Below are 21198 nucleotides of genomic sequence, written 5' to 3' on the forward strand. Positions count from 1 at the left end.
GCCGCCTCGACCCCGTAGTCTCGACCTCGCATGAAGGCGCTCATTCTCGCCGGCGGCGCTGGGACACGGCTGCGGCCCATCACCCACACCCGCGCCAAGCAACTCGTCCCGGTCGCGAACAAGCCGATCCTGTTCTACGGGGTCGAGGCGATGGTGGCCGCCGGAATCACCGAGATCGGGGTGATCGTCGGCGACACCCGCGACGAGGTGATGGCGGCGTTGGGTGACGGCGGTCGGTTCGGCGCTGCGATCACCTACATTCCCCAGGACGACCCGCTCGGGCTCGCTCACTGCGTCCTGATCGCAGGCGACTTCCTCGGCGACGACGACTTCGTCATGTACCTCGGCGACAACCTCATGGAACAGGACCTGGCGTCCTTCGTGGGAGCGTTCGAGGCGGCCCGGACCGGTGACGAACCTCCCGCTGCGCAGATTCTGCTCAAGCAGGTGCCCGACCCCCACCGGTTCGGGATCGCGACCCTCGACGACGGCGGCAACGTCGTGCGGCTGGTCGAGAAACCCGCCGACCCGCCGTCGGATCTCGCGCTCGTCGGCGTCTACCTGTTCACCCGACGGGTGCACGACGCCGTGGCTACGATCGAGCCGTCGCCGCGAGGCGAACTCGAGATCACCGATGCGATCCAGTGGTTGGTCGACGAGGGTGAACGGGTGCGGTGTGAGCTGCTGACCGGCTGGTGGATCGACACGGGCAAGCTCACCCCGCTGCTCGAGGCGAACCGCCTCCTGCTCGAGAAGATCGAGACCGACATCGTCGGCGTCGTCGACGACGCGTCGCTGATCGACGGTCGGGTCGTGATCGCCGAAGGGGCCGTCATCACCAACTCGACGATCCGCGGGCCGGTGGCGATCGGTGAGGGCACCACGGTGACCGACAGCTTCATCGGGCCGTTCTCCGCCGTCGGTGCGCAGTGTGTCGTGGCGCAGTCGGAGATCGAGCACTCGGTGATCATGAACGGATCATCGGTCGTCGACATCGCCCGGCTCGAAGACAGCCTGATCGGTTCCGACGCCCAGGTGAGGCGGTCCAAGCAGCGTCCTCGCGCCCTGCGACTGATGGTGGGTGACCACTGTCAGATCGACGTGGAGTGATCGCGGTGGGTGTGGAGATCATCGACTTCGATCTGCGCGAGGGCTCGATCGACGGGCTGCACGTGGTCACGGTCAAACAGGTCATCGACGAGCGCGGCACGATCCGTGAGCTGTTCCGCCGTTCGGCCTTCGAGGCCGCCGGTGTCACCAGTCTCGGCGAGCTGTCGCAGATCAACGTCACCGAGAGCCGCCGCGGTGCGATCCGCGGCATGCACGCCGAACAGATGACCAAGCTGCTGACGCTCGCTGCGGGCGAGGCGTTCGGCGCCTACGTCGACACCCGTCCCGGCTCGCCGACGTACGGCGTCGTCGAGACCGTTTCCCTGCGACCTGGTGTGCAGGTGTTGCTCCCGCGCGGTGTGGCGAACGGATTCCAGACGCTGAGCGACGTCAGCCAGTACGTGTACTGCTTCGACGAGGAGTGGCACCCCGGCATGCCCGGCGTGGCCGTCAACCCGCTCGACCCGGCGCTCGCCATCCGGTGGCCGATCGAGATCGACCCCGACGAGTCGACGGCGCTGTCGGCCAAGGACCGGTCGGCGCCGATGTTCGCCGACCTGGAAGGTGCCTCATGAAACTCTTCGTCACCGGCGCTGCCGGCTTCATCGGGTCCAACTACATCCGGTGGGTACTCGACAACAGCGACCACGAGATCACCGTGTTCGACAAGCTGACCTACGCCGGCAACCTGTCGAGCATCGAAGATGTCATCGACGACCGGCGGGCGAAGTTCGTCCGCGGCGACATCTGTGACCAGGACGCCGTCGCGCAGCACCTTCCCGGCCACGACGCAGTCGTGCACTTCGCCGCCGAGTCGCACGTCGACCGATCGATCGACGATCCGTTCGCGTTCGTGACCACCAACACGTTCGGCACCAGCGTGCTGTGCGACGTGGCGCTGCGGGCCGAGGTGTCGAAGTTCCTGCACATCTCGACCGACGAGGTCTACGGCACGATCGACGAGGGCTCGTACTCCGAGACCGACGTCCTCACGCCTCGCTCGCCGTACTCGGCGGCGAAGGCCGGCAGCGACCTGCTCGCACTCAGCTACCACACCACGTACGGGCTGCCGGTCGTGGTCACCCGCTGCTCCAACAACTACGGCCCGTACCAATTCCCCGAGAAGCTGATCCCGCTGTTCACCACCAACCTGCTCGACGGCAGGACGGTGCCGCTGATGGGCGACGGCGGCAACGTGCGCGACTGGATCCACGTCGAAGACCACAACCGGGCGGCACACCTGGTGCTCGAGCGCGGAGCGCCGGGCGAGATCTACAACATCGGTGCCCACAACGAACTCACCAACAGCGACATCACGAGGCGCCTGCTGACCCTCACCGGTCGCGACGAATCGGCGATCGAATGGGTGCCCGACCGGCTCGGGCACGATCGTCGCTACAGCGTGAACATCGACAAGATCACGGCCCTGGGATGGGAGTTGCAGCGCGATTTCGACGCCGGTCTGGAGCACACGGTCGAGTGGTACCGGTCGCACCGCGACTGGTGGGAGCCGCTCAAGCAGCGCGTGGGGCTCTGATGCGGATCCTGATCACCGGCGCGGCCGGCCAGTTGGGTGCCGATCTCGTCGCGGACTGCACGCGCCACGGCGACGACGTCATCGGTCTCGATCGGGCCGGCCTCGACGTCGCCGACCGCTCGGCGGTGCTCGGCACCGTGACCTCGTTGCGTCCCGACGTGATCGTCAACGCGGCGGCATGGACCGCCGTCGATGCGTGCGAGGGCGACCCCGATCGCGCGTTCCAGGTCAACGCGCTCGGACCGCGATGGGTTCGCGAGGCCGCCGCCCTCGTCGATGCCCACCTCGTGCAGATCAGCACCGACTACGTCTTCGACGGCTCGCTCGACCGGCCCTACCGGGAGTGGGACGAACCCGACCCGGCGACGGTCTACGGGGCCTCCAAGCTGGCAGGCGAGCGAGAGGTCGGCCCGGAGGCCACGATCGTCCGCACGTCGTGGGTGTGCGGGGCCAACGGCAACAACATGGTCAAGACGATCCTGCGACTCGTCGAGGAGCATCCGCACCTCACGTTCGTCGACGACCAGCGCGGGTGCCCGACCTTCACCGCCGATCTCGCGCCGATGGTGCGTCGCCTCGCGGTCGAGCGCCGGAGCGGTGTCCATCACGTGACCAACGACGGCGCCGTGTCGTGGTACGAGTTCGTCAGGGAGATCGTCGCCGAGACCGGTCGCGACCCGTCGATGGTGCACCCGATCTCGACCGCCGATCTCGATCCGCCCCGGCCGGCGCCGCGTCCGGCCAACAGCGTGCTCGACAACGCGGCGCTCCGGCTGGCCGGTGTGCCGTTGCTCCGGCACCATCGCGACCCGCTGCGCGAGCTCGTCGCCCACCTGCTCAGCTGAGACCGAGCAGTTCCCGGGCGGCGTCGGCGCCGACGATCTCGATGTCGTCCCGGTGCACGTTGGCGAGGTAGTGCTGACGGTCCATGTGGAACCCGACCAACGTGTCGGCCCGGTCGCGGCGCACCGCCCGGCGGGTGCCCGAGCGTTCGTAACCGAGCGACTCGGTGACGCCGAGCGACGGCCGGTTGTCGTGCCAGGCCCCGGTCGTCGCCCGTTCGGCACCGAGACCGATGAACCCGAACGCCAGCGTGGCGATCCGGAGTTCCTTGCCGAGACCTCGACCCTGGAACTCGCGACCGAGCCAGGAGCCGGTCTCGAACTGGCGGAGCGTGGGGTAGTCGACCGCAGCCAGATCGGTCGACCCGACGATGTGTCCATCTGCCTCGACCGCGAACGGCACGCGCCAGTCGGTCGGGGTGGTGTCGGCCCGACTCCTCCAGTGGAACTGCAGCACGCCACGCTGCAGGTCGGGCGGATCGAGGTCGGTCCAGGGTACGGAGAACGGGGTGAACGCCGGATCGTGGACGCCGCGGGCGGCGAGCGTCGCGAGCTCGGTCGCCATCTCGTCGGTGACCGCCAGCAGCCGGAGGCGGGGAGTGCGGACCTCGACGTCGAACAGCGGCCAGTAGGGGTGCGGCATGTGGCCATGATGCCGGACCGATCTACCCTCGTGCCCATGGGTTTCAGCCGCGCCGAGCTCGAAGCAGCACGCGACGTCACCGTGTCCGACCTGATCGGCCCCGACCTCCGGCTCCTGTTCGTCGGCATCAACCCCGGTCTGTGGACCGCGGCGACCCGGACACACTTCGCCCACCCCGGCAACCGGTTCTACCCGGCGCTCCGGCTCGCCGGCATCATCGACCGGGACATCGATCGATCGGACGGCATGTCCGACGATGATCGCGCTCATCTCGTCGATCGAGGTGTCGGCATCACCAACGTGGTCCAGCGTACGACCGCCAAGGCATCGGAGCTCACGACGGCCGAACTGCGCGCCGGCGGCGTGCGATTGCGGGCATTCGTCGATGAACACCGACCGGCGGTGGTGGCCGTCGCCGGCATCACCGCGTACCGAGCGGCGTTCCGGCTGCCGAAGGCGACCATGGGGGAGCAGCCCGAAGGGTGGGGCCCGGCGCGACTCTGGGTGGTGCCGAACCCGAGCGGGCTCAACGCGCACGAGACCGTCGAGTCGCTGGCCGACGCGTACCGGGAACCGGCCGTCGCCGCCGGCATCGTGTCGGCCGTCTGAGTCGACCACAGCGAACCCCGGATCGTGAGGACCCGCCCGAAGGCGCCGCCGATTGGGCATGATGGAGCGGTGCCCGAGCCGTTGCGTGTCGCCTACACCCTCGAGCAGTGCTGGCATCGTGTTCCGGGTGGCACCGCCACGGCGACGCTCGAGGTGGCGCGGCGGCTCGTCGAGCGTCCGGACATCGAGGTCGTCGGCGTCGCCGGCCGCCACCGTCGCCCTCCGGTGCCCCCGTTCGTGCCGCCCGGCGAGGTGCGCTCCCTCCCGTTCGGCCGCCCGCTGCTGTACGAGACGTGGAACCGGTTCGAGTGGCCGCGGGTCGAGGGGGCGACGGGTGCCGTCGACGTCTGTCACTCGACCACGGCGATCCCGGCGGCGACGTCACGGCCCCATGTCGTGACCGTCCACGACATCGCCTTCGTCGACACACCCGAACGGTTCACCCGACACGGGGCCCGTGTGATGCGGCGCGGCCTCGACCGGTGCCGGTCGGCCGACCTCGTGCTGTGTCCCAGTCGGACGACGTCCGATCGCCTGGTCGAGTACGGCTTCGCTGCCGAGTCGATCCGGGTCGTGCCGTGGGGCGTCGCGGCCGAGCCCGTGGACGACGCCGATCGAGCGCGCGTCCGGTCGCGCTACGACCTGCCCGACGACTTCGTGTTGTTCGTCGGCACGGTCGAGCCCCGCAAGAACCTGTCGGCGCTGGCCGCGGCGGCCGAACGACTCGGTCGAACCGTCGTGGCGGCCGGGTCCGCCGGTTGGGGCACTGCGGGACGGGCCGACGGCGACGTCCGGTTCCTCGGGTTCGTGCCCGCCGCGGATCTTCCCGCGCTGTACCGGCTCGCCACCGTGTTCGCCTATCCGAGCCTGGCCGAAGGCTTCGGACTCCCGGTCGCCGAGGCGATGGCCTACGGCACGCCGGTGGTCACCAGTGCGGGAACCTCCACCGAGGAGGTTGCCGCCGGTGCCGCCGTCCTGGTCGACCCCACCGACGCCGGGTCGATCGCGACCGGGATCGACGAGGCGATCGCCCGGGCCGGCGAACTCTCGCAGCTCGGCTTGGCGCGGGCTGCCCAGCTCTCGTGGGACCACACGGTCGACGCCACCGTCGCCGCCTACCGCGAGGTGACGGCGTGAGGGGGCTCACGTGAAGGTCGCGGTCAACCTCACCTGGTTGACTCCGGGCCGGGTCGGGGGCTCCGAGGAGTACCTCACGCGCCAATTGCTCGGGGTCGACGCGTCGGCGTTCGAGGTCGACCTCTACGCCGAGCGGGCGTTCGGTCCGGCACATCCCGACCTCGTCGACCGGTTCGGTTTCCGTCCGATGCCCGTCGCCGGCAACCGCGCCACCCGGATCCTGCTCGAACACACGTGGCTCGCGATGCAGGCGCGCGGGGCCGACGCGATCCATCACGGTGGCGGCACGATGCCGGTCGCGGTCGGCCCGTCCGGGGCGGCATCGGTGCTCACGGTCCACGATCTCCAATACCTGCGTCACCCCGAGTACTTCAGCGCCGCCCGCCGTCGCTACCTCGCGGCGATGGTGCCGCGATCGGTCCGTCGCGCCGACGTGGTCACCGTTCCCTCGACGTTCGTGCGTGACCATCTGTGCGAGGTGTTCGACGTGGACGTCGATCGTGTCGTCGTCGTCCCGCACGGCGTGCCCCCGGTCGCCGTGCCCGGACCGGAACGGATCGCCGCGGCGCGGGCCCGCTACGGGGTGCACGAACGGCCGTACGTCGTGTACCCGGCGATCACCCATCCGCACAAGGGGCACGGCCTGCTGGTCCGCATGCTCGACCATCTCGACGACGACACGATGCTGGTGCTGATCGGCGGCTCCGGCTCGGCCGAGGCGGCGCTGGCATCGGTGATCGAGGCGAGTTCCCAGCGGGAGCGTGTGGTCCGCCCCGGACGCGTCCCGCACGCCGACCGCGACGCGCTGCTCGCCGACGCCGACGCGCTGCTGTTCCCGAGCGAGTTCGAAGGGTTCGGCGCACCGGTCGTCGAGGCGATGGCGCTCGACACCCCGGTCGTGTGCAGCTCGGCCGATGCGCTCGTCGAGGTGGTCGGCGACGCCGGTGTGGTGGTCGACGAACCCGACGGGGCTGCGTGGGCCCGGGCGGTCGACGAGGTGCGTCGGACGCGCACCGAGCTGGTGGTCAGGGGACGGCGCCGACGCGAGCGGTTCACCATCGAGGCATCGGGCGCCGCCATCGCCTCCGCGTATCGAAAGGCGGCCTCGTGAAGATCGTCGTGCTCTGCCCCCACTTCGAACCCGACACGGCGCCCACGGGCACCGTGATGACGCGGATCGTCCACGAGCTCGCCGACCTCGGACACGAACTCCACGTGGTCTCGGCGCTGCCCTGGTACGCGGACCACGCCGTCGCTCCCGGATGGTCGGGCCGATGGATACGAACGGCGACGACCCCGTGGGGATCGGTGACGCGGGTGCACCCGTTCCCCGGCGCCGACAAGTCGAATCTGCTCCGGCGGGCGATCGGGTTCCTCGCGTTCTCCGTGCTCGCCGGGATCGGCGCACTCCGGGCCGGGGGTTGGTTCCGGCGGGTCGACGTCGTGTTCGCGATGTCCCCACCCCTGACCCTCGGGCCGACCGGTTGGCTCGTCGGCCGCCTCCGACGGGCCCCGCTGGTGTTCAACATCCAGGACGTCTTCCCCGATGCAGCGGTCCGGACCGGTGCGATCACGAATCGGCGCATCATCGCCGCCGCGTCGGCGCTCGAACGGTTCGCGTACCACCGCGCTGCCGCCGTCACCGTGCTGAGCGAGGACCTCCGCCGGAACGTCGCCGGCAAGATGACCGCGTCCAAGCGTGAGCGGGTCCACGTGATCACCAACTTCGTCGACACCGACGTCATCCGGCCGCTCGATCGCTCGACGACGTACCGGGCCGAACTCGGGATCGGTGACGAACCCGTGGTGTTGTACGCCGGCAACGTCGGCTTCTCGCAGTCGCTCGACCTCGTCGTCGAGGCGGCGCGCCGGTGCCCCGACATCACGTTCGTCGTCAACGGCGACGGCGCGGCCCGATCCACGCTCGAGGCGTCCGCCGTCGGCGTCGCCAACCTGCGCTTCGCCGGCTACCAGCCGGTCGAACGACTGCCCGAGGTGCTCGCGAGCGGCGACGTGCACGTCGTGCCGCTCCGCGCCGGGCTCGGCGATGTGAGCGTGCCGTCCAAGACGTACTCGAGCCTGGCGGCCGGACGACCGGTGGTCGCGTCGATCGACGCCGACACCGAGATCCCGCGCCTGCTGGCCGCAGCGAGCGCCGGTGTGGCCGTCCCGCCCGACGACGTCGACGCCTTCGTCGACGCCCTGCGCGACCTCGTCGACCACCCCGACCGGGCCGCCGAACACGGCCGGTCCGGCCGGAGCTGGGTGGTGGCCGAGGCCTCACCACGCGCCGTCGGAGCCGCATATGCCCAGCTCATGGGTGTCATCTCGCGTCGCGGGTGACTGCCACGGCATGCAGCCGTCCCCCCGATAGCCTGCCTGCCGTGGCAAGTACCTCCTCGTCGACCAAGAAGGCCGCCAAGCTGGCAACCAAGGGCAAGGGCAAGAAGGTCCGCTTCCAGGGCGGCACCATCTTCCCGCTCGCCGTCGCGGCCACGCTGATCCTGGGCCTCGCGCTGATCGTCTACGCCCGGCAGAGCCTGCCGGCCGCCGACTCGTCCGAGCCGTCGATCAACGATCACTGGCACGTCGCGTACGGCTTCTACCTCTGTGACGGCTGGGTGCAGCTCAACGGCAACCTCGAAGAGCGCGACTCGCGCGGCCAGTTCACCAACGTCAACTTCGTCCGGACGGGCATCCACAGCCATGACGACGGTGTGATCCACTGGCACCCGTACAACTCCCGGGGCGTCGGCAAGAACGCCGTGCTCGGTGTGTTCCTCGACACCTACGAGGTCGAGCTCGACAACGACTCGCTGAAGTTCCCGTCCGCGGGGAGCTACGGCCCCAACCCGAACTACCTCGGCCAGGCTCCCACGGTCGGCGGCGTCGAGTTCATCGAGGGCGAGACGCAGTGCGACGGCGAGGACGCCGAGGTCTCGGTCAAGGCCTGGGGTGCGTTCACCGACACCGACGGCGGCACGCGCTACGTCGCCAACATGGACAACATCCATCTCGACAACGACGGCATGGTCTTCGCGATCTACTACACCGCCGACGATGCGCCGCAGACGATGCCCCCGTGGGCGCAGCAGCTCCCGCAGCTCGGCGCGATCGACAGCGGGCAGATCCTGCCCGACGATCTCCTCCAGGGCGACGTCACCCTGCCGGGTGGCACCGTGGCGACCGACGACACGACGCCGACCGACGACACGACGCCGACCGACGACACGACGCCGACCGACGACACGACGCCGACCGGGGACGACGACGGCGAGACGGACACCACCGACGGCTGATGTTCGCGGTCGTCTTGGTGGGCGGGTTCGGCACCCGGCTGCGCCCCCTCACGAACGACGTCCCGAAGCCGATGCTGCCGGTCATCGACCGGCCGATGATCGTCCATCTTGTCGACCGACTGGCCGCAGCCGGAGTCTCCGACGTCGTGCTCGCGCTCGGCTTCAAGCCAGAACCGTTCCAGGCGGCGTTTCCCGACGGTGCCCACGGCGACGTTCGCGTGCACTACGCCGTCGAACCCGAACCGCTCGACACCGGTGGAGCGATCGCCTTCGCCGCCCGTGCCGCCGGGGTCGAGGGCACCTTCCTCGTCGCGAACGGCGACGTCGTCTCCGACCTCGATTTCGGTGCGCTCGTCGAGGCCCATCGGGCGTTCGGGGCTGAGGCGACCCTGCACCTGACCGCGGTCGACGATCCGTCGGCGTTCGGGGTGGTCGAGACCGATGCCGATGGTGCCGTGCTGCGATTCGTCGAGAAGCCGGCGCCGGGCGAGACCGATTCCAACCTGATCAACGCCGGGACGTACGTGTTCGAACCGAGCGTGCTCGACCACCTACCGCCGCTCCAGCGGGTGTCCGTCGAACGCACGGTGTTCCCGGCGCTGGTCGACGCTGGCCGGTTGTACGGCATGCCGTCCGACGACTACTGGCTCGATGCCGGCAGCCCCGAGCAGTTCCTCCAGGCCAACCTCGACCTGGTCCGCGGTGTGCGGGGCGACGGCGTCGACGGGGTACACGTCGACGCCGTGGTCCACGACGACGCCATCGTGATCGAGAGCGTCGTCGGTCCCGGGGCGAGCGTCGCGACGGGTGCACGGGTCACCGATTCCGTGCTGCTGCCCGGTGGTGTCGTCGAAGCAGGCGCCGTCGTCGACCGTTCGGTGGTGGCTGGTGTGGTCGGATCCGGCTCCGTGGTCACGGCGTGCATCATCGGCGCCGACTACTCGGTGGCGGCCGACACCGTGGTGACCGCGCAGCGGTTGCCCGAGCCCACCTGAGCCGAACGTCACCGAAGGTGCACTGCAGGGGCGGCCACGGGCCATGATGAACACATGAACGTCGTCGTCGTCGGTGGGGCAGGTTTCATCGGGTCCCACCTCGTCGACCGGCTGATCGCCGACGGCGAGACGGTCGACGTGGTCGACGACCTGTCGCGCGGCAGCCTCGCGAACCTGGCCGAGGCTCGTTCGATGGTCGGGTCGCTCAAGATCCACCACCTCGACGCGGCGGCCGACGAGTTCTCGTCGCTGATCGGCATGCGTTCGCCGGACGTGCTGTTCCATCTCGCCGCGATCCCTCGCGGCGACCCGAACCCGGCGTCGCTCGCGCAGGCGTTCTCCACGACGATGGCCGTGATCGAGGCCGCTCGCGCGCACCGCGTCGGCAAGATCGTGGTCGCGCTCCCTGCGTCGGCGCTGTACGGCCGGCCCGCCAGCCGCGACCTCCCGCTCAAGGAGCAGTCGCTCGAACCGCGGGGCGCGCGTGGGGTCGTCGCCCGTGCGACGGTCGATCTGCTCGCCGTCCACCGCGAGCACGATGCGCTCGAGTTCACGGCGCTCGCGTTCGCTCACGTGTACGGGCCGCGGCAGCGCCCCGACGGTGGTGTCGTCGCCGCCTTCCGTCATGCCGCCGCCGAACGTCGAGCGCCGACGATGTTCGGCGACGGCCGACAGACCCGTGACTTCCTGTTCATCGACGATGCCGTCGACGCGCTCGCCAAGGCGGGCACGAAGGGCAGTGGTCTGGTCGTCAACGTCGGCACGGGAGAGCAGACGTCGATCTCGTCGCTGTGGGAGACGATCGGCGGCTCCAACGGCCAGGCGCCCGTTCATGTCCCGTCGTCGGCCACGGAGATCCAGCGGTTCGCGGTGTCGCCCGTACGAGCGAGGATTCACCTCTCGTGGTCGCCGTGGACCGAGCTCGCCGACGGACTCGCCCAAATCGACTGACGCCCGCCGAGTCTGCCGATCACCCCTCGACGGCGGCGAGGCACACCCGGGCGAGCGCCTCGGAGCGTTCGGGTGTCGTCATGATCGACGGAGCGACCACGCAGCGCATCCCGGCCGCCTCGACGGCCGGTGCCAGGTCGGCGTCGACCACATCGATCACGAGCACGGCGGCGACCGGGGCGTAGTGCCGGGCGACGCCGACGACCGACGCCTCCATGCCGAGTTCGGTGAGCATCCGATCGGCCGGGCCCTTGAGGGCGGCGCCACCGACGATCGGTGACACGGCGACCACCTGCTCGCGCCGGGCGGTCAGCGCCTCGTCGACGCCGGGGAGCGACCGGATGGGGCCGATCGAGACGAGCGGGTTGGACGGAGCGACCACGACGGCCTCGGCGTCGCCGATCGCAGCCATCGTCTGCTCGGTCGGTGTCGCGTCGTGGTCGAAGCGCACGCCGGAGATCTCGACACCGTGCCGGAGCCGTACGAAGTAGTCCTGGAACGAGATCTCCTCACCGGTCTCGGCCAACTCGATGCGCGTGCGGAACGGGTCGTTCGTCATCGGGAGCAGCGTCAGGTCGAGCCCCCAGGCGCGAGCGATCTCCATGGTGACGGTGGCCAGATCGGCGCCCTCACCGAGTCGTGCCGTGCGATAGAAGTGGGTGGCGAGATCTCGATCCCCGAGGTTGAACCAGGTCGGCGCCGCCGTCGATCCGGCCGGGCGCACCGCGGTATAGCGCTCGAGCGCCTCCATCGCCCGCCACGTCTCGCCGGCGAGTCCCCATCCGCGCTCGGGGTCGATCGCCTCGGCGAGCGTGTAGGTGATCGTGTCGATGTCGGGCGAGATCGCGAGGCCGTGGAGCTCGGTGTCGTCGCCGGTGTTGACGACGGCGGTGACCTCCGACGGGGTGACGGCGCGCACCATCCCGCGGAGGAGGCGGGCGGCGCCGACCCCACCGGCGAGCACGGTGACGGTCATCGATCCTCGATCATCGTTCGTGCACGGCCCGGCGGTAGAGCGCCACCAAGGCGTCGGCCGTGGCCGCCCACGAGAATCGAGCGAGGTTCTCGTGGCCGGCGGAGATCAGCATGAGTCGCGATGTCGTCCCATCGACCACGGCGGCCAGTTGCTCCGCGAATCGCTCGGGGGTCCGTCCGTCGACGAGGACAGCCCCGGCTCCGGCGACCTCTCCGACCGAGCCGACGTCGCTGGCGACCACCGGCGTGCCGGCCGCCTGCGCTTCGAGGATCGGGAAGCCGAATCCCTCATCGAGCGATGGATACGCGAGGACCGAAGCGTGGCGCAGCAGCCAGGCCTTGGTCGCGTCGTCGACCGGTCCGAGCCGGTGAACGCGGCGGCGAGCATCGTCGGGCAACGCGGCGATCGCGGTGTCGACCTCGGACGACTGGTCGCCCTGGGCACCGGCGAGCGCGAGTCGGATCGCCGGGCGATCGGCCGCCAGCCGGCCGAACGCGACGACGAGCGTCGGGAGGTCCTTGCGGCGCTCCTCGGTACCGATCGCGAGCACGAAAGCCGGCCCGGCCAACGGTTCGAGTCCCTCGGGGGTCGACGTCGGAGCGGCGTCCGACCGCGGGGGAGGGCCCAGGTGGATGCTCACGACGCGGTCGGTGTCGAGGAGGCTGCGGGCGCGGCGGGCGGTCGCCTCGGAGCTGGTGTGGATCCACGCCCCGTCGGCCACGCGGCGGCGGAGGGTCTGTCCGGCGCGCCGCACGAGTGGACTGGCGCCGTCGGGGTGCTCGAGGAACCAGCAGTCGTACACCGAGATCACCGTCGGGTGTGCGGTGGGTGGTGCGACGTAGTTCGTGCCGTGCACCACGTCGACCGGTCCGAGCCAGCGATCGGCGCTCGGCCGGTCGGCCCGTGACCACACGTGCGACGCGACGTTGCCGGGGACCGGGAGTTTGCGGTGGCCGGCGTCGGCACTCGACCGGAAGCTCACCAGGTACGGCGACAGGCGGACGTCGTCACGTTCCCGCAGCGAGGTGACCAGACCGTCGACCGCGACGCCGACCCCGGTGCGGTGCCCGTACAACGGGCCGATGTCGATGGCGAGGTCGAGAGCAGGCGTGGTCATCATCGGGCTCGTTCAGCACCGTCACGCTAGATGACGACGGGTCGTCCTGCACAGGCCGCCTCGGCGGGGCGCGGTTGCGTTCGGGACGATGGCGAGTCGGTGCCCGTGCAGATCCGTAGACTCGGGCCGTCCGACGACGAAGGAGACAGCCGACCGTGCCACGCGCGTTCATCACAGGAATCACCGGCCAGGACGGTCAACACCTTGCCGCGTTCCTGCATTCGAAGGGGTACGACGTCTACGGGATGGTCAAGGGGCAGAGCAATCCCCGGGTCGCAGCCGTCCTCGAGGAGATGCCCTTCATCGAGATGGTGCCGGGCGACCTCGCCGACCTCCCGTCGCTGGTGGCGGCCCTCAACATGGCCCAGCCCGACGAGGTGTACAACCTCGGTGCGATCAGCTTCGTGGCGCTCAGCTTCAACCAGGCCGAGCTCACCGCCAACATCACCGGCCTCGGCGTGCTGCGCATGCTCGAGGCGATCCGGATGGTCGGCGGCAGCCAGAACAACCCGATCCGCTTCTACCAGGCGTCGTCGTCGGAGATGTTCGGCAAGGTGCGCGAGACCCCCCAGACCGAACTGACCCCGTTCCACCCCCGCAGCCCGTACGGCTGCGCCAAGGTGTTCGGCCACGACATCGTCGTGAACTACCGCGAGAGCTACGACCTGTTCGCGTGCTCGGGCATCCTCTTCAATCACGAGGGCCCGCGGCGCGGCATCGAGTTCGTGACCCGCAAGGTCACCAACGCGGCCGCTCGCATCAAGCTCGGTCTCCAGCACGAGCTCGTGCTCGGCAACCTCGACTCCAAGCGCGACTGGGGCTACGCCGGCGACTACGTCAAGGCGATGTGGCTGATGCTCCAGCAGGACGAGCCCGACGACTACGTGATCGCAACCGGCGAGACGCACTCGATCGAAGAGCTCGTGCAGCGCTCGTTCGCCGAGGTCGGCATCGACAACTGGCAGGACTACGTGCGCCAGGACCCGAAGTTCTACCGCCCGGCCGAGGTCGACCTGCTCATCGGCGATTCGTCGAAGGCTCGCGATCAGCTGGGCTGGGTGCCGGAGGTCGACTTCCCGACCCTGATCAGCATGATGGTCGCCAACGATCTGGAGATCGAGGCGGCCAAGGCCGGGATCAGCCTCGACTGACCACGGTTGATCGCCGGGGTGGCGGGCCGGTCAACTCTCCATCGGCATGTCGGTGATGGCGTCCATGAACGAGCCGGACGTCGGCGTCGCATTGCTGGCCAGCTTGTGTCGCAGTGCGAATGCGAAGCAGGTGAGCGAGGCGATGCTCGACAGCAACAGTCCGATCTCGATCCGCCGGAACAGCAGGTCGCTCGACAGCCAGGTTCCGAGCAGGAACACGACGACCCCGACGCCCCAGCCGGCAGCGACGAACGCGTGGCCGCGGAGTGCGATCACGGCCTGTGCCGTGGCCAGGCCGGCCATGTACGTCGCGCTCGACAGCGCCAGCATGGCCAGGGTTCGTCCGGAGAGCTCGGCGCCGTAGAACTGCTCGATCACGAAGGGCCCGAGGGTGAACGCCCCCGCGGTGCCGACGACCCCGACGAGGATGACGAGCTGCATCAGGCGTTTCAGGCCGCTGCGGAACTCGTCGAGTTCGTTGCGGGCGGCGAGCCGTGACAGTCGGGGGAGCAGGGCGGCCTGGACGGCCTGGAACAGGAACAGGGGGATCCGCGCCAGCAGCACGCCGTAGCCGAACTGGGTGACGAGTTCTTCCTGGCCGTCGTCGGCCATCAGGTTGGCGGCGACGGGGCCGGCGTTGAGGAGCCCGGCGGCGAAGACGGTGCCGAGGAGGAGCCAGCCCAGGTTCTGGGTGACCTCGTTCCACTCGGCCGGCGGGCCGGGCTCGGTACGCAGGCGTCCCTTGGCCCCGACGACCACCACCGCGACGAGCGGCGACAGCGCCACGGCGAACGCGTACGGGGCTGCCGACGAGATGCCGATCGCGGCGAGGACCACGCACACAGCGATCCGGATCACGCCGTCGGACCCCATCACGAAGGCGTAGGAGTGGAATCGGCCGGTGCCGGCGCAGACCCCACGCGCCAGGTGGGCCGGCGCGTAGGCGACGAATGCCGTGGCGAGCGCGGCGAGCATCCACCAGTCGCCCTTGAAGTACTTGGAGGTGATGATCGGGCTGGCGATCAGGATGACGGCCAGCACCACGCCGGTGATGATCCCGCCGAGCACGAGAATGCGCTGCACGACCGGCAGGCCGCCTTCTCCCTGTGCCTTTCGATGTGAGAGGGCACGCCCGAGTTCTTGTTCGAGCGGGAGGAAGAAGCCCGGGGCGAGGGAGAAGGTGGCGAACCACATCGCCACGATCGGTGCAAAGGCCTCTTCGCCGCCCAGGGCCACCTCGCCGACCTTGAAGAAGGCGTACGTGGCGATGCCGGCGACGAGCAGCGCGGCGCCGACGGGAAGGGTGCCCTCCGGGAGCGGTACGCGACGGAGCGCGGGGGTGGCGGGCGAGGACACGAGGTCCCGAGTTTACCGGCCAGCCCCGCGCTCGTGCGGGAGCGGGTCACCGGGGGGAGTGACCCGCGAGGGGTGGGTTCGAGCGGTCAGGCGACCGACTCGACGACCTTGCGCACCTGGGCGGTGACCTGGTCGGTCAGTTCGCGACGCTGGGCGTCGAGCTTCTGCACCGTGACGACGGCGACGCCGACACCGGCGTACGCGGCGTCACGGGCGAACCCGATCACGCGGTCGGCGTCGACGGGCAACTCCGGCACGTCGAACTTCGGCAGGTCGATCTTGGGCATCTCGACCTTGGGCAGGTCCATCTTGCGGACGTCGAAGCGGGTGAGGTCGATCTTGGTGAGATCGAGATCCTTGACGTCGAGGTTCTTGAGGTCGTTCCAGTTGATCATGATGGGTGCTTTCTGCGTGGCGATCCGGGCGGATCTCGTCGTGGTCCGGCGGTTCCGCCGGGTTGATTGCAAGTGTGCCAGCAACTGCTAACTATTGCAAGCAAGTTGCCGTGATCAACGCAGGTTCGGCATGTGATGTCCGTCACAGCAGTCCGGCGGCAGTGACCGACTCCGGACCGGCCTCGCCGCTAGCCTCGATGCATCGTGGAGACGGACACCCAACTTGCGCCGTCGGTCGTTGCCGTCATGGTCGTCCACGAACCGGGCGACTGGTTCGATGAGACCCTCCAAGCCCTCGCCGATCAGGACTACCCCAACTTCCGGACGCTGTTCCTGCTGACCTCCGACGAGGGCGACGGCGAGCTGACCGAGCGCATCCGCGCGGTGATTCCCTCCGCCTTCGTTCGTTCGCTCGACGGCAACCCGGGTTTCGGCCCGGCGATCAACGAGGTGTTGCGGCTCGTCGAGGGCGACAACGGGTTCTTCCTGCTGTGCCACGACGACATCGCCCCGGCCCCCGACGTCGTCCGCCTGCTCGTGGCCGAACTGTTCCGTTCCAACGCCGGCATGGTCGGCCCGAAGCTCGTCGAGTGGGACCACCCGAAGATGCTGCAGCACGTCGGGCTCGGGCTCGACCGGTTCGGCGAGATCGATCCGATCGTCGATCCGGGCGAAGCCGATCAGGAGCAGCACGATGCCGTCCGCGACGTGTTCGTGCTGCCGTCGGCCTGCTTCCTCATCCGGGCCGACCTGTTCCGGACGCTCGGCGGGTTCGATCCGCAGATCTCGTTCCACGGCGACGACCTCGACCTCTGCTGGCGAGCGCACCTCACCGGCGCCCGCGTGATCGTCGCTCCCGACGCCGGCGTCCGACACATCGAACAGCTGCCACTGCGTCGGCCCGATCTGAGCCACCGCACGCTGAGCGCCCGCCATCGCATGCGTGCGGTCGCCACGCTGACCGGCGGCTCACGCCTGCTCGGCCGATCGGTCCAGATGGTGTTGCTGACCTTCGTCGAGTTGATCGTCGGTCTGTTCACCGGACGGTTCGGCGAGGCGCTCTCGTCGGCCCGTGCGCTCGGTGGGCTGATCCCGCGAACCGGCTCGATCATGGCTCGTCGCCGTGCGATCCGTGGCCAGCGCGTGGTGCCCGAGCGCGAAGTGCTCGGCCTCCAGGACCACGGCAGCTCCCGGCTGACGTCGTATCTCCGGGGTAAGGACACCGAGACCTACGTCGGGGCCGATTCGACCGTCCGACGGTGGCGCGAAGCCTCGTTCGGTCCGCTCCTGGCATGGCTCTGCGTGGTGCTGGCGGTCGTGATCGGGAGCCGCGAGTTCATCCGCAACGGCGTGCCGCCGGTCGGTGAGTTCCTCCGGTTCCCCGGCAGCCCGCGCGATCTGTGGGCCGAGTACCGCGGATCGTACGACTCCCGTGGCTTCGGAGCGACGGCAGCCCTGCCGACGGGCTACGTGATCCTCGCCGTCCTGAGCGTGCTCACGCTGTTCAACATGGCGCTGCTGCAGACGCTGTCGATCGTCGGGCTGTTCCTGCTCGGAGCCGTCGGTGCCTGGCGACTGGCGACGGTCTTCCCGATCAACCGGGCTCGAATCGCCGGCATGGCGATCTATGTGGGCACGCCGCTCGTGCCGGGGCTGCTGAGCCGCGGCGACATGTCGGCCCTGATCTGGTTCGCGGCCCTGCCCTGGCTGGTCCACCTGCTCCGTCGGGCCGCCGGTATCGAGACCGCCGACCCCGACGCCGACGCGCTCGACCTCGCCGACGGGGTCGTCGTGGTGGGGCTCCGGCACCGTGCGCGGGCGCTCGCCTTCCTGACGCTCGTCCTCGCCGCCGCGGCCGCCTTCGTGCCGATCGTGGTGGTCCTCTGGGCCGTCGTCGGTGGACTGCTCGCCGTCGCGACGATCCTGGCCGGGAGTTCGTGGCGGGTCGCGGTCTGGCTCGCCGTCTCGACAGCCCTGTCGACGGTCGCCGCCTTCGTGCTGAACATGCCGTGGTCCCTGGACTGGACGTGGGCCTCGATCGTCGGGCCCGAACCGGCGCGACCCAGCGGGCGGGCGCTCGTCGAGATCTCGACGTTGGCCCCGACCACCGACCGATTCGCGGTGCTCGCCCTCGCGCTGTACCTGCCCATGCTCGCCGCCGTCGCGATCAGCCGGGCGTGGCGGCTCACCTGGAGTGTTCGTGCGGGTGCTCTCGTCGTGGGCTTCGGCTCGTTGGCGGTGTTGTCCGAGCGCGGATCGATCGACGTCGCGCTGCCCGGGACCGCGATGCTGGCGGCGCCGATCGCGCTCGGGCTCGCACTGTCGGGTGCAGCCGTGGCCGGCGGGTTCGGTTCGGATGTACTGCGGCGCGGCTTCGGCTGGCGTCAGCCGATCGGACTGCTCGCCAACGCCGGCATCGTCGTCGGACTGATCCCGGGTGTGATCGCCGTCGGCAACGGCGCCTGGCACACGCCGGAGACGCCGATGATCCGCCTGCTCGAGACGCAGCTGCCGGTCGATCCGATCGCCGGCGACTATCGGGTGATGTACCTCGGCGATCCGAAGGTGATCCCGGTCGTCGACGGTGAGTTCTCCGACGGCATCGCGTACGGCATCGCCGACGCGGGTGCCTTCGACTTCACCGATCGGTTCATCCGTCCCCGGACCCTCGCCCACGACGCGCTCGAGCGGGCGCTGCGGCTCATCGCCGACGGTTCCACGCTGCGCGCCGGGCGGATCCTGGCGCCGCTCGGCGTGCGGTACGTGGTCGTGCCGAAGACCGACGGCGTGGTGTCGACGGTCGACGACCCGGTACCGGTCGCGAGCGGACTCGTGCCGGCATTGCAGAACCAGCTCGATCTCGGTTCGGTCTACGGCCCGCCGACGCTCGAGATCTTCGTCAATCAGGCGTGGATCCCCGCCGGGGCTCAGCTGACCGGTGCGACCGCCGACGCATCGCGGCTCGCCGGCGAGGATTCGCTCGCACGTGCCGACCTCTCGGCCGCGCTCCCGTCGATGGTCGGCGCCGATCTGCACGAGCCGTCCGGCGTCAACGAGGTGGCACCGGGTGTCCTGCACCTGGCGATGCCGTACGACGAACGGATCCAACTCGAAGTCGACGGCACCGCGACCCCGTCCCGCCCGGGTTTCGGCGTGACCACCGCATTCGACATCACGCAGGCCGGGACCGGCGTCCTCTCGTACCGCGACGATGCCAACCGGGCATGGTGGCGCGTCGCCCAGACGATGCTCTGGCTGGCCGTCCTGATCGTGGCCGCCGGTGCCCGCTCGCCGTTCGGCCGTCGTCGCTCGGTCGAACTGCACGACGAGACCCTCATCGACCTCTCCGAGTCGCCGAGCGGTGTGATCGCCGGCGAGGCGCTCGCCGGCCCGGTCTGGGGTGACGACGCCGACGTCGTTGTCGACCACGTCGGCCTCGTTGACGATCCGCTCCCGCCCGAATCGACGACCGATGACCCGGTCGGTTCGGCCGAGCTGTCGGACCCACCATCGACGACCGCACGGCCATCGGCCCCACCGGCGAGCGACGCGGCCGACGCCGACGGCGAGGTCGACCTCGCCGGCCTGGTCGCTCAGGTCGACGAGAACGACACATCCACCGACGACGACGGAGGCCGGTCGTGAACCGCCGTGTGCCCGCACTCGTCGCCTTGCTGGTCGCCGTCGGTGCCCTGGTTGCCGGCACGCGGTCCGAGCTCGGCGCCGCGACGCCGACGTTCAGCGTGTCGGCGAACGGCTGGATGCCGTCGGCTCCGCCGATCGGTGGTCTCACCGAGACGTGGTTCTGCCCCGGTGTGCCGGCGACCGGTGTCGACGGAACCGAGGGTGAGATCGTCATCGCCAACCGCACGCCCGACCGGATGGTCGGCACCGTCCTGCTGGTCAACACCGATTCCGAAAGCCTTCGTCTGGCGCTCGACGTCGACGGCTGGGCGTCGGCCACGGTCGACGTCGACGACCTGCTCCCTGGCGCGGTCGTCGGCGCGGTCGTCGAGATCGACGGTGGCGGCGGCGTCGTCGAGCAGCGTTCACTCCAGTCGTCCGGCGACAGCGTGGCCGCATGCGCCAACGCGACGTCCGACACCTGGTACCTCGCCGACGGTTTCACGGTCGAAGGGAGCCTCGACCAGGTCATCCTCACGAACCCGTTCGAACAGACCGTGGTCGCGAACCTCGAGTTCGCCACGCAGGAGGGGTCGCGCCGCCCGCAGTCGTACCGCGGCCTGACGGTGCCGCCGCGCAGCATCCGGGTCATCGACCTCGGCGCTCCCGGTGCCGGTGCCCAGAGCGAACCGATCCTGGCGGTCACCGTCGAGGCGACCCGCGGTCGTCTCGTCGTCGGGCGGGCCCAGTCGTTCACGGGCGGCGGCCGGACGGGCAGTCAGGTCACCCTGGCCGCACCGGCGCTGCGCGACCAGTGGTGGTTCGCCGACGGTGCCAAGGGCCCCGACGTCAGCGAGCGGTTCTCGATCTACAACCCGACCGACGAGCAGGTCGAGGTCGACGTCATCTTCGTCGGTATCGACACGCCGGTGCTGCTCGACCCGATCGTCGTCCCGGCGCGCGAGGTGGTCACCTACGACCCGGGTGACGAACCGGATCTGCCAGACGGGCGCCACACCACGGTGTTCGCCCAAGCCGAGTCGACGATCGTGGTCGAGCGAGCCGTCACCCGCACGGTCGGCGACACGACGGCCACCTCCGTGCTGCTCGGTGCCACGCCTCGCCAGGACGCCTACGTGGCCAGCACGTGGTACCTGGGTGTCAGCCCCGACGAGCCGGTCGACGATGCGGTGATCGTGTACAACGCCGACAACACGCCGGGCACGGTGACGGTCTCTGCGGTGGGTCAGTCGGGCCCGGTCCCCGTCCCCGGTCTGGAGGATCTCCCGATCGACGGCGCGGCCGTGATCACGATCGACCTCCTCGATCCGATCGTGCTCGGACGTGAACTGATCCTCGAGAGCTCCTCCCGGGTGTTCGTCGAGCGGTCGTTCCCGACGGGGCGCGGCGACACGCGTTCGTCGTCGTGGGCCGTTCCCGCCGGCTGAACCGGCTG

19 protein-coding genes are annotated in these 21198 nt (G+C 69.9%); 14 read left to right on the forward strand and 5 right to left on the reverse strand.

Features of this window, described 5'->3' with window-relative positions; genetic code table 11:
* The first annotated feature begins 30 nt into the window (after positions 1–30).
* From R8G01_20795 to rfbD, 4 genes are read left to right on the forward strand one after another with little or no spacing between them, the layout of a single operon-like run.
* The gene (locus tag R8G01_20795) at positions 31–1110 is read left to right on the forward strand and encodes a glucose-1-phosphate thymidylyltransferase (GenBank protein MDW3216442.1); all 1080 of its coding nucleotides are present in this window, start codon (positions 31–33) and stop codon (positions 1108–1110) included.
* Positions 1111–1115: 5 nt separating this feature from the next.
* The gene (gene rfbC / locus R8G01_20800) at positions 1116–1685 is read left to right on the forward strand and encodes a dTDP-4-dehydrorhamnose 3,5-epimerase (protein ID MDW3216443.1); all 570 of its coding nucleotides are present in this window, start codon (positions 1116–1118) and stop codon (positions 1683–1685) included.
* Positions 1682–2647, forward strand: a complete 966-nt coding sequence (gene rfbB, locus R8G01_20805; protein MDW3216444.1) for a dTDP-glucose 4,6-dehydratase — start codon at positions 1682–1684, stop codon at positions 2645–2647. Before rfbC ends, rfbB begins: the two co-directional genes overlap by 4 nt.
* Positions 2647–3492, forward strand: coding sequence for a dTDP-4-dehydrorhamnose reductase (gene rfbD, locus R8G01_20810; protein MDW3216445.1), 846 nt, complete (start codon positions 2647–2649; stop codon positions 3490–3492). The genes rfbB and rfbD overlap by 1 nt, the downstream gene beginning before the upstream one ends.
* Here the strand turns inward: rfbD and R8G01_20815 are convergent.
* Positions 3485–4132 carry a GNAT family N-acetyltransferase gene (locus tag R8G01_20815; protein ID MDW3216446.1) on the reverse strand — a complete coding sequence of 216 codons (648 nt, stop codon included), beginning with the start codon at positions 4130–4132 and terminating at the stop codon, positions 3485–3487. The genes rfbD and R8G01_20815 overlap by 8 nt on opposite strands.
* A gap of 36 nt (positions 4133–4168) precedes the next feature.
* Between R8G01_20815 and R8G01_20820 the strand changes: the two genes are divergently transcribed.
* The 7 genes from R8G01_20820 (at position 4169) to R8G01_20850 (ending at position 11123) form a co-directional block, all read left to right on the forward strand.
* Entirely contained in the window at positions 4169–4741 is a 573-nt protein-coding gene (locus R8G01_20820; protein ID MDW3216447.1) for a mismatch-specific DNA-glycosylase, read from the forward strand.
* A 69-nt stretch (positions 4742–4810) separates the two neighbouring features.
* On the forward strand, positions 4811–5878 hold the full coding sequence (locus R8G01_20825) for a glycosyltransferase family 1 protein (protein ID MDW3216448.1): 1068 nt from the start codon (positions 4811–4813) through the stop codon (positions 5876–5878).
* 10 nt (positions 5879–5888) lie between these two features.
* Complete coding sequence (locus R8G01_20830) at positions 5889–6989, forward strand: glycosyltransferase (GenBank protein MDW3216449.1); 1101 nt, start codon at positions 5889–5891, stop codon at positions 6987–6989.
* Positions 6986–8221 carry a glycosyltransferase family 4 protein gene (locus R8G01_20835; protein ID MDW3216450.1) on the forward strand — a complete coding sequence of 412 codons (1236 nt, stop codon included), beginning with the start codon at positions 6986–6988 and terminating at the stop codon, positions 8219–8221. Before R8G01_20830 ends, R8G01_20835 begins: the two co-directional genes overlap by 4 nt.
* Before the next feature lie 41 nt (positions 8222–8262).
* Positions 8263–9177, forward strand: a complete 915-nt coding sequence (locus tag R8G01_20840) for a hypothetical protein (protein MDW3216451.1) — start codon at positions 8263–8265, stop codon at positions 9175–9177.
* Positions 9177–10172: an NDP-sugar synthase gene (locus R8G01_20845; protein ID MDW3216452.1), complete on the forward strand. Its 996-nt coding sequence runs from the start codon at positions 9177–9179 to the stop codon at positions 10170–10172. Before R8G01_20840 ends, R8G01_20845 begins: the two co-directional genes overlap by 1 nt.
* 54 nt (positions 10173–10226) lie before the next feature.
* A complete protein-coding gene (locus tag R8G01_20850; protein MDW3216453.1) occupies positions 10227–11123 on the forward strand; it encodes an NAD-dependent epimerase/dehydratase family protein in 897 nt (298 codons plus the stop codon).
* 19 nt (positions 11124–11142) lie between these two features.
* Here the strand turns inward: R8G01_20850 and cofD are convergent, their stop codons facing one another.
* Positions 11143–12099: a 2-phospho-L-lactate transferase gene (cofD, locus tag R8G01_20855; protein MDW3216454.1), complete on the reverse strand. Its 957-nt coding sequence runs from the start codon at positions 12097–12099 to the stop codon at positions 11143–11145.
* A 10-nt stretch (positions 12100–12109) separates the two neighbouring features.
* Positions 12110–13216, reverse strand: coding sequence for a glycosyltransferase family 1 protein (locus tag R8G01_20860; protein ID MDW3216455.1), 1107 nt, complete (start codon positions 13214–13216; stop codon positions 12110–12112).
* Positions 13217–13371: 155 nt separating this feature from the next.
* On the opposite strand from R8G01_20860, the gene gmd reads away from it, so the two are divergent.
* Complete coding sequence (gmd, locus tag R8G01_20865) at positions 13372–14367, forward strand: GDP-mannose 4,6-dehydratase (protein MDW3216456.1); 996 nt, start codon at positions 13372–13374, stop codon at positions 14365–14367.
* Between the two features lie 30 nt (positions 14368–14397).
* Here gmd and R8G01_20870 read toward each other — a convergent pair whose 3' ends face one another.
* Together R8G01_20870 and R8G01_20875 are read right to left on the reverse strand one after the other, a co-directional pair.
* Positions 14398–15723, reverse strand: a complete 1326-nt coding sequence (locus R8G01_20870) for a hypothetical protein (protein MDW3216457.1) — start codon at positions 15721–15723, stop codon at positions 14398–14400.
* 86 nt (positions 15724–15809) lie between these two features.
* The gene (locus R8G01_20875; GenBank protein ID MDW3216458.1) at positions 15810–16118 is read right to left on the reverse strand and encodes a hypothetical protein; all 309 of its coding nucleotides are present in this window, start codon (positions 16116–16118) and stop codon (positions 15810–15812) included.
* A 204-nt stretch (positions 16119–16322) separates the two neighbouring features.
* Here R8G01_20875 and R8G01_20880 point away from each other — a divergent pair, with 204 nt between their 5' ends.
* Together R8G01_20880 and R8G01_20885 are read left to right on the forward strand one after the other, a co-directional pair.
* The gene (locus tag R8G01_20880) at positions 16323–19763 is read left to right on the forward strand and encodes a glycosyltransferase (protein MDW3216459.1); all 3441 of its coding nucleotides are present in this window, start codon (positions 16323–16325) and stop codon (positions 19761–19763) included.
* A complete protein-coding gene (locus tag R8G01_20885) occupies positions 19760–21190 on the forward strand; it encodes a DUF5719 family protein (GenBank protein ID MDW3216460.1) in 1431 nt (476 codons plus the stop codon). Before R8G01_20880 ends, R8G01_20885 begins: the two co-directional genes overlap by 4 nt.
* The last annotated feature ends 8 nt before the right edge of the window (positions 21191–21198 follow it).

The sequence above is a fragment of the Ilumatobacteraceae bacterium genome, from assembly GCA_033344875.1.
In the GTDB taxonomy this organism is placed as follows: domain Bacteria; phylum Actinomycetota; class Acidimicrobiia; order Acidimicrobiales; family Ilumatobacteraceae; genus Ilumatobacter.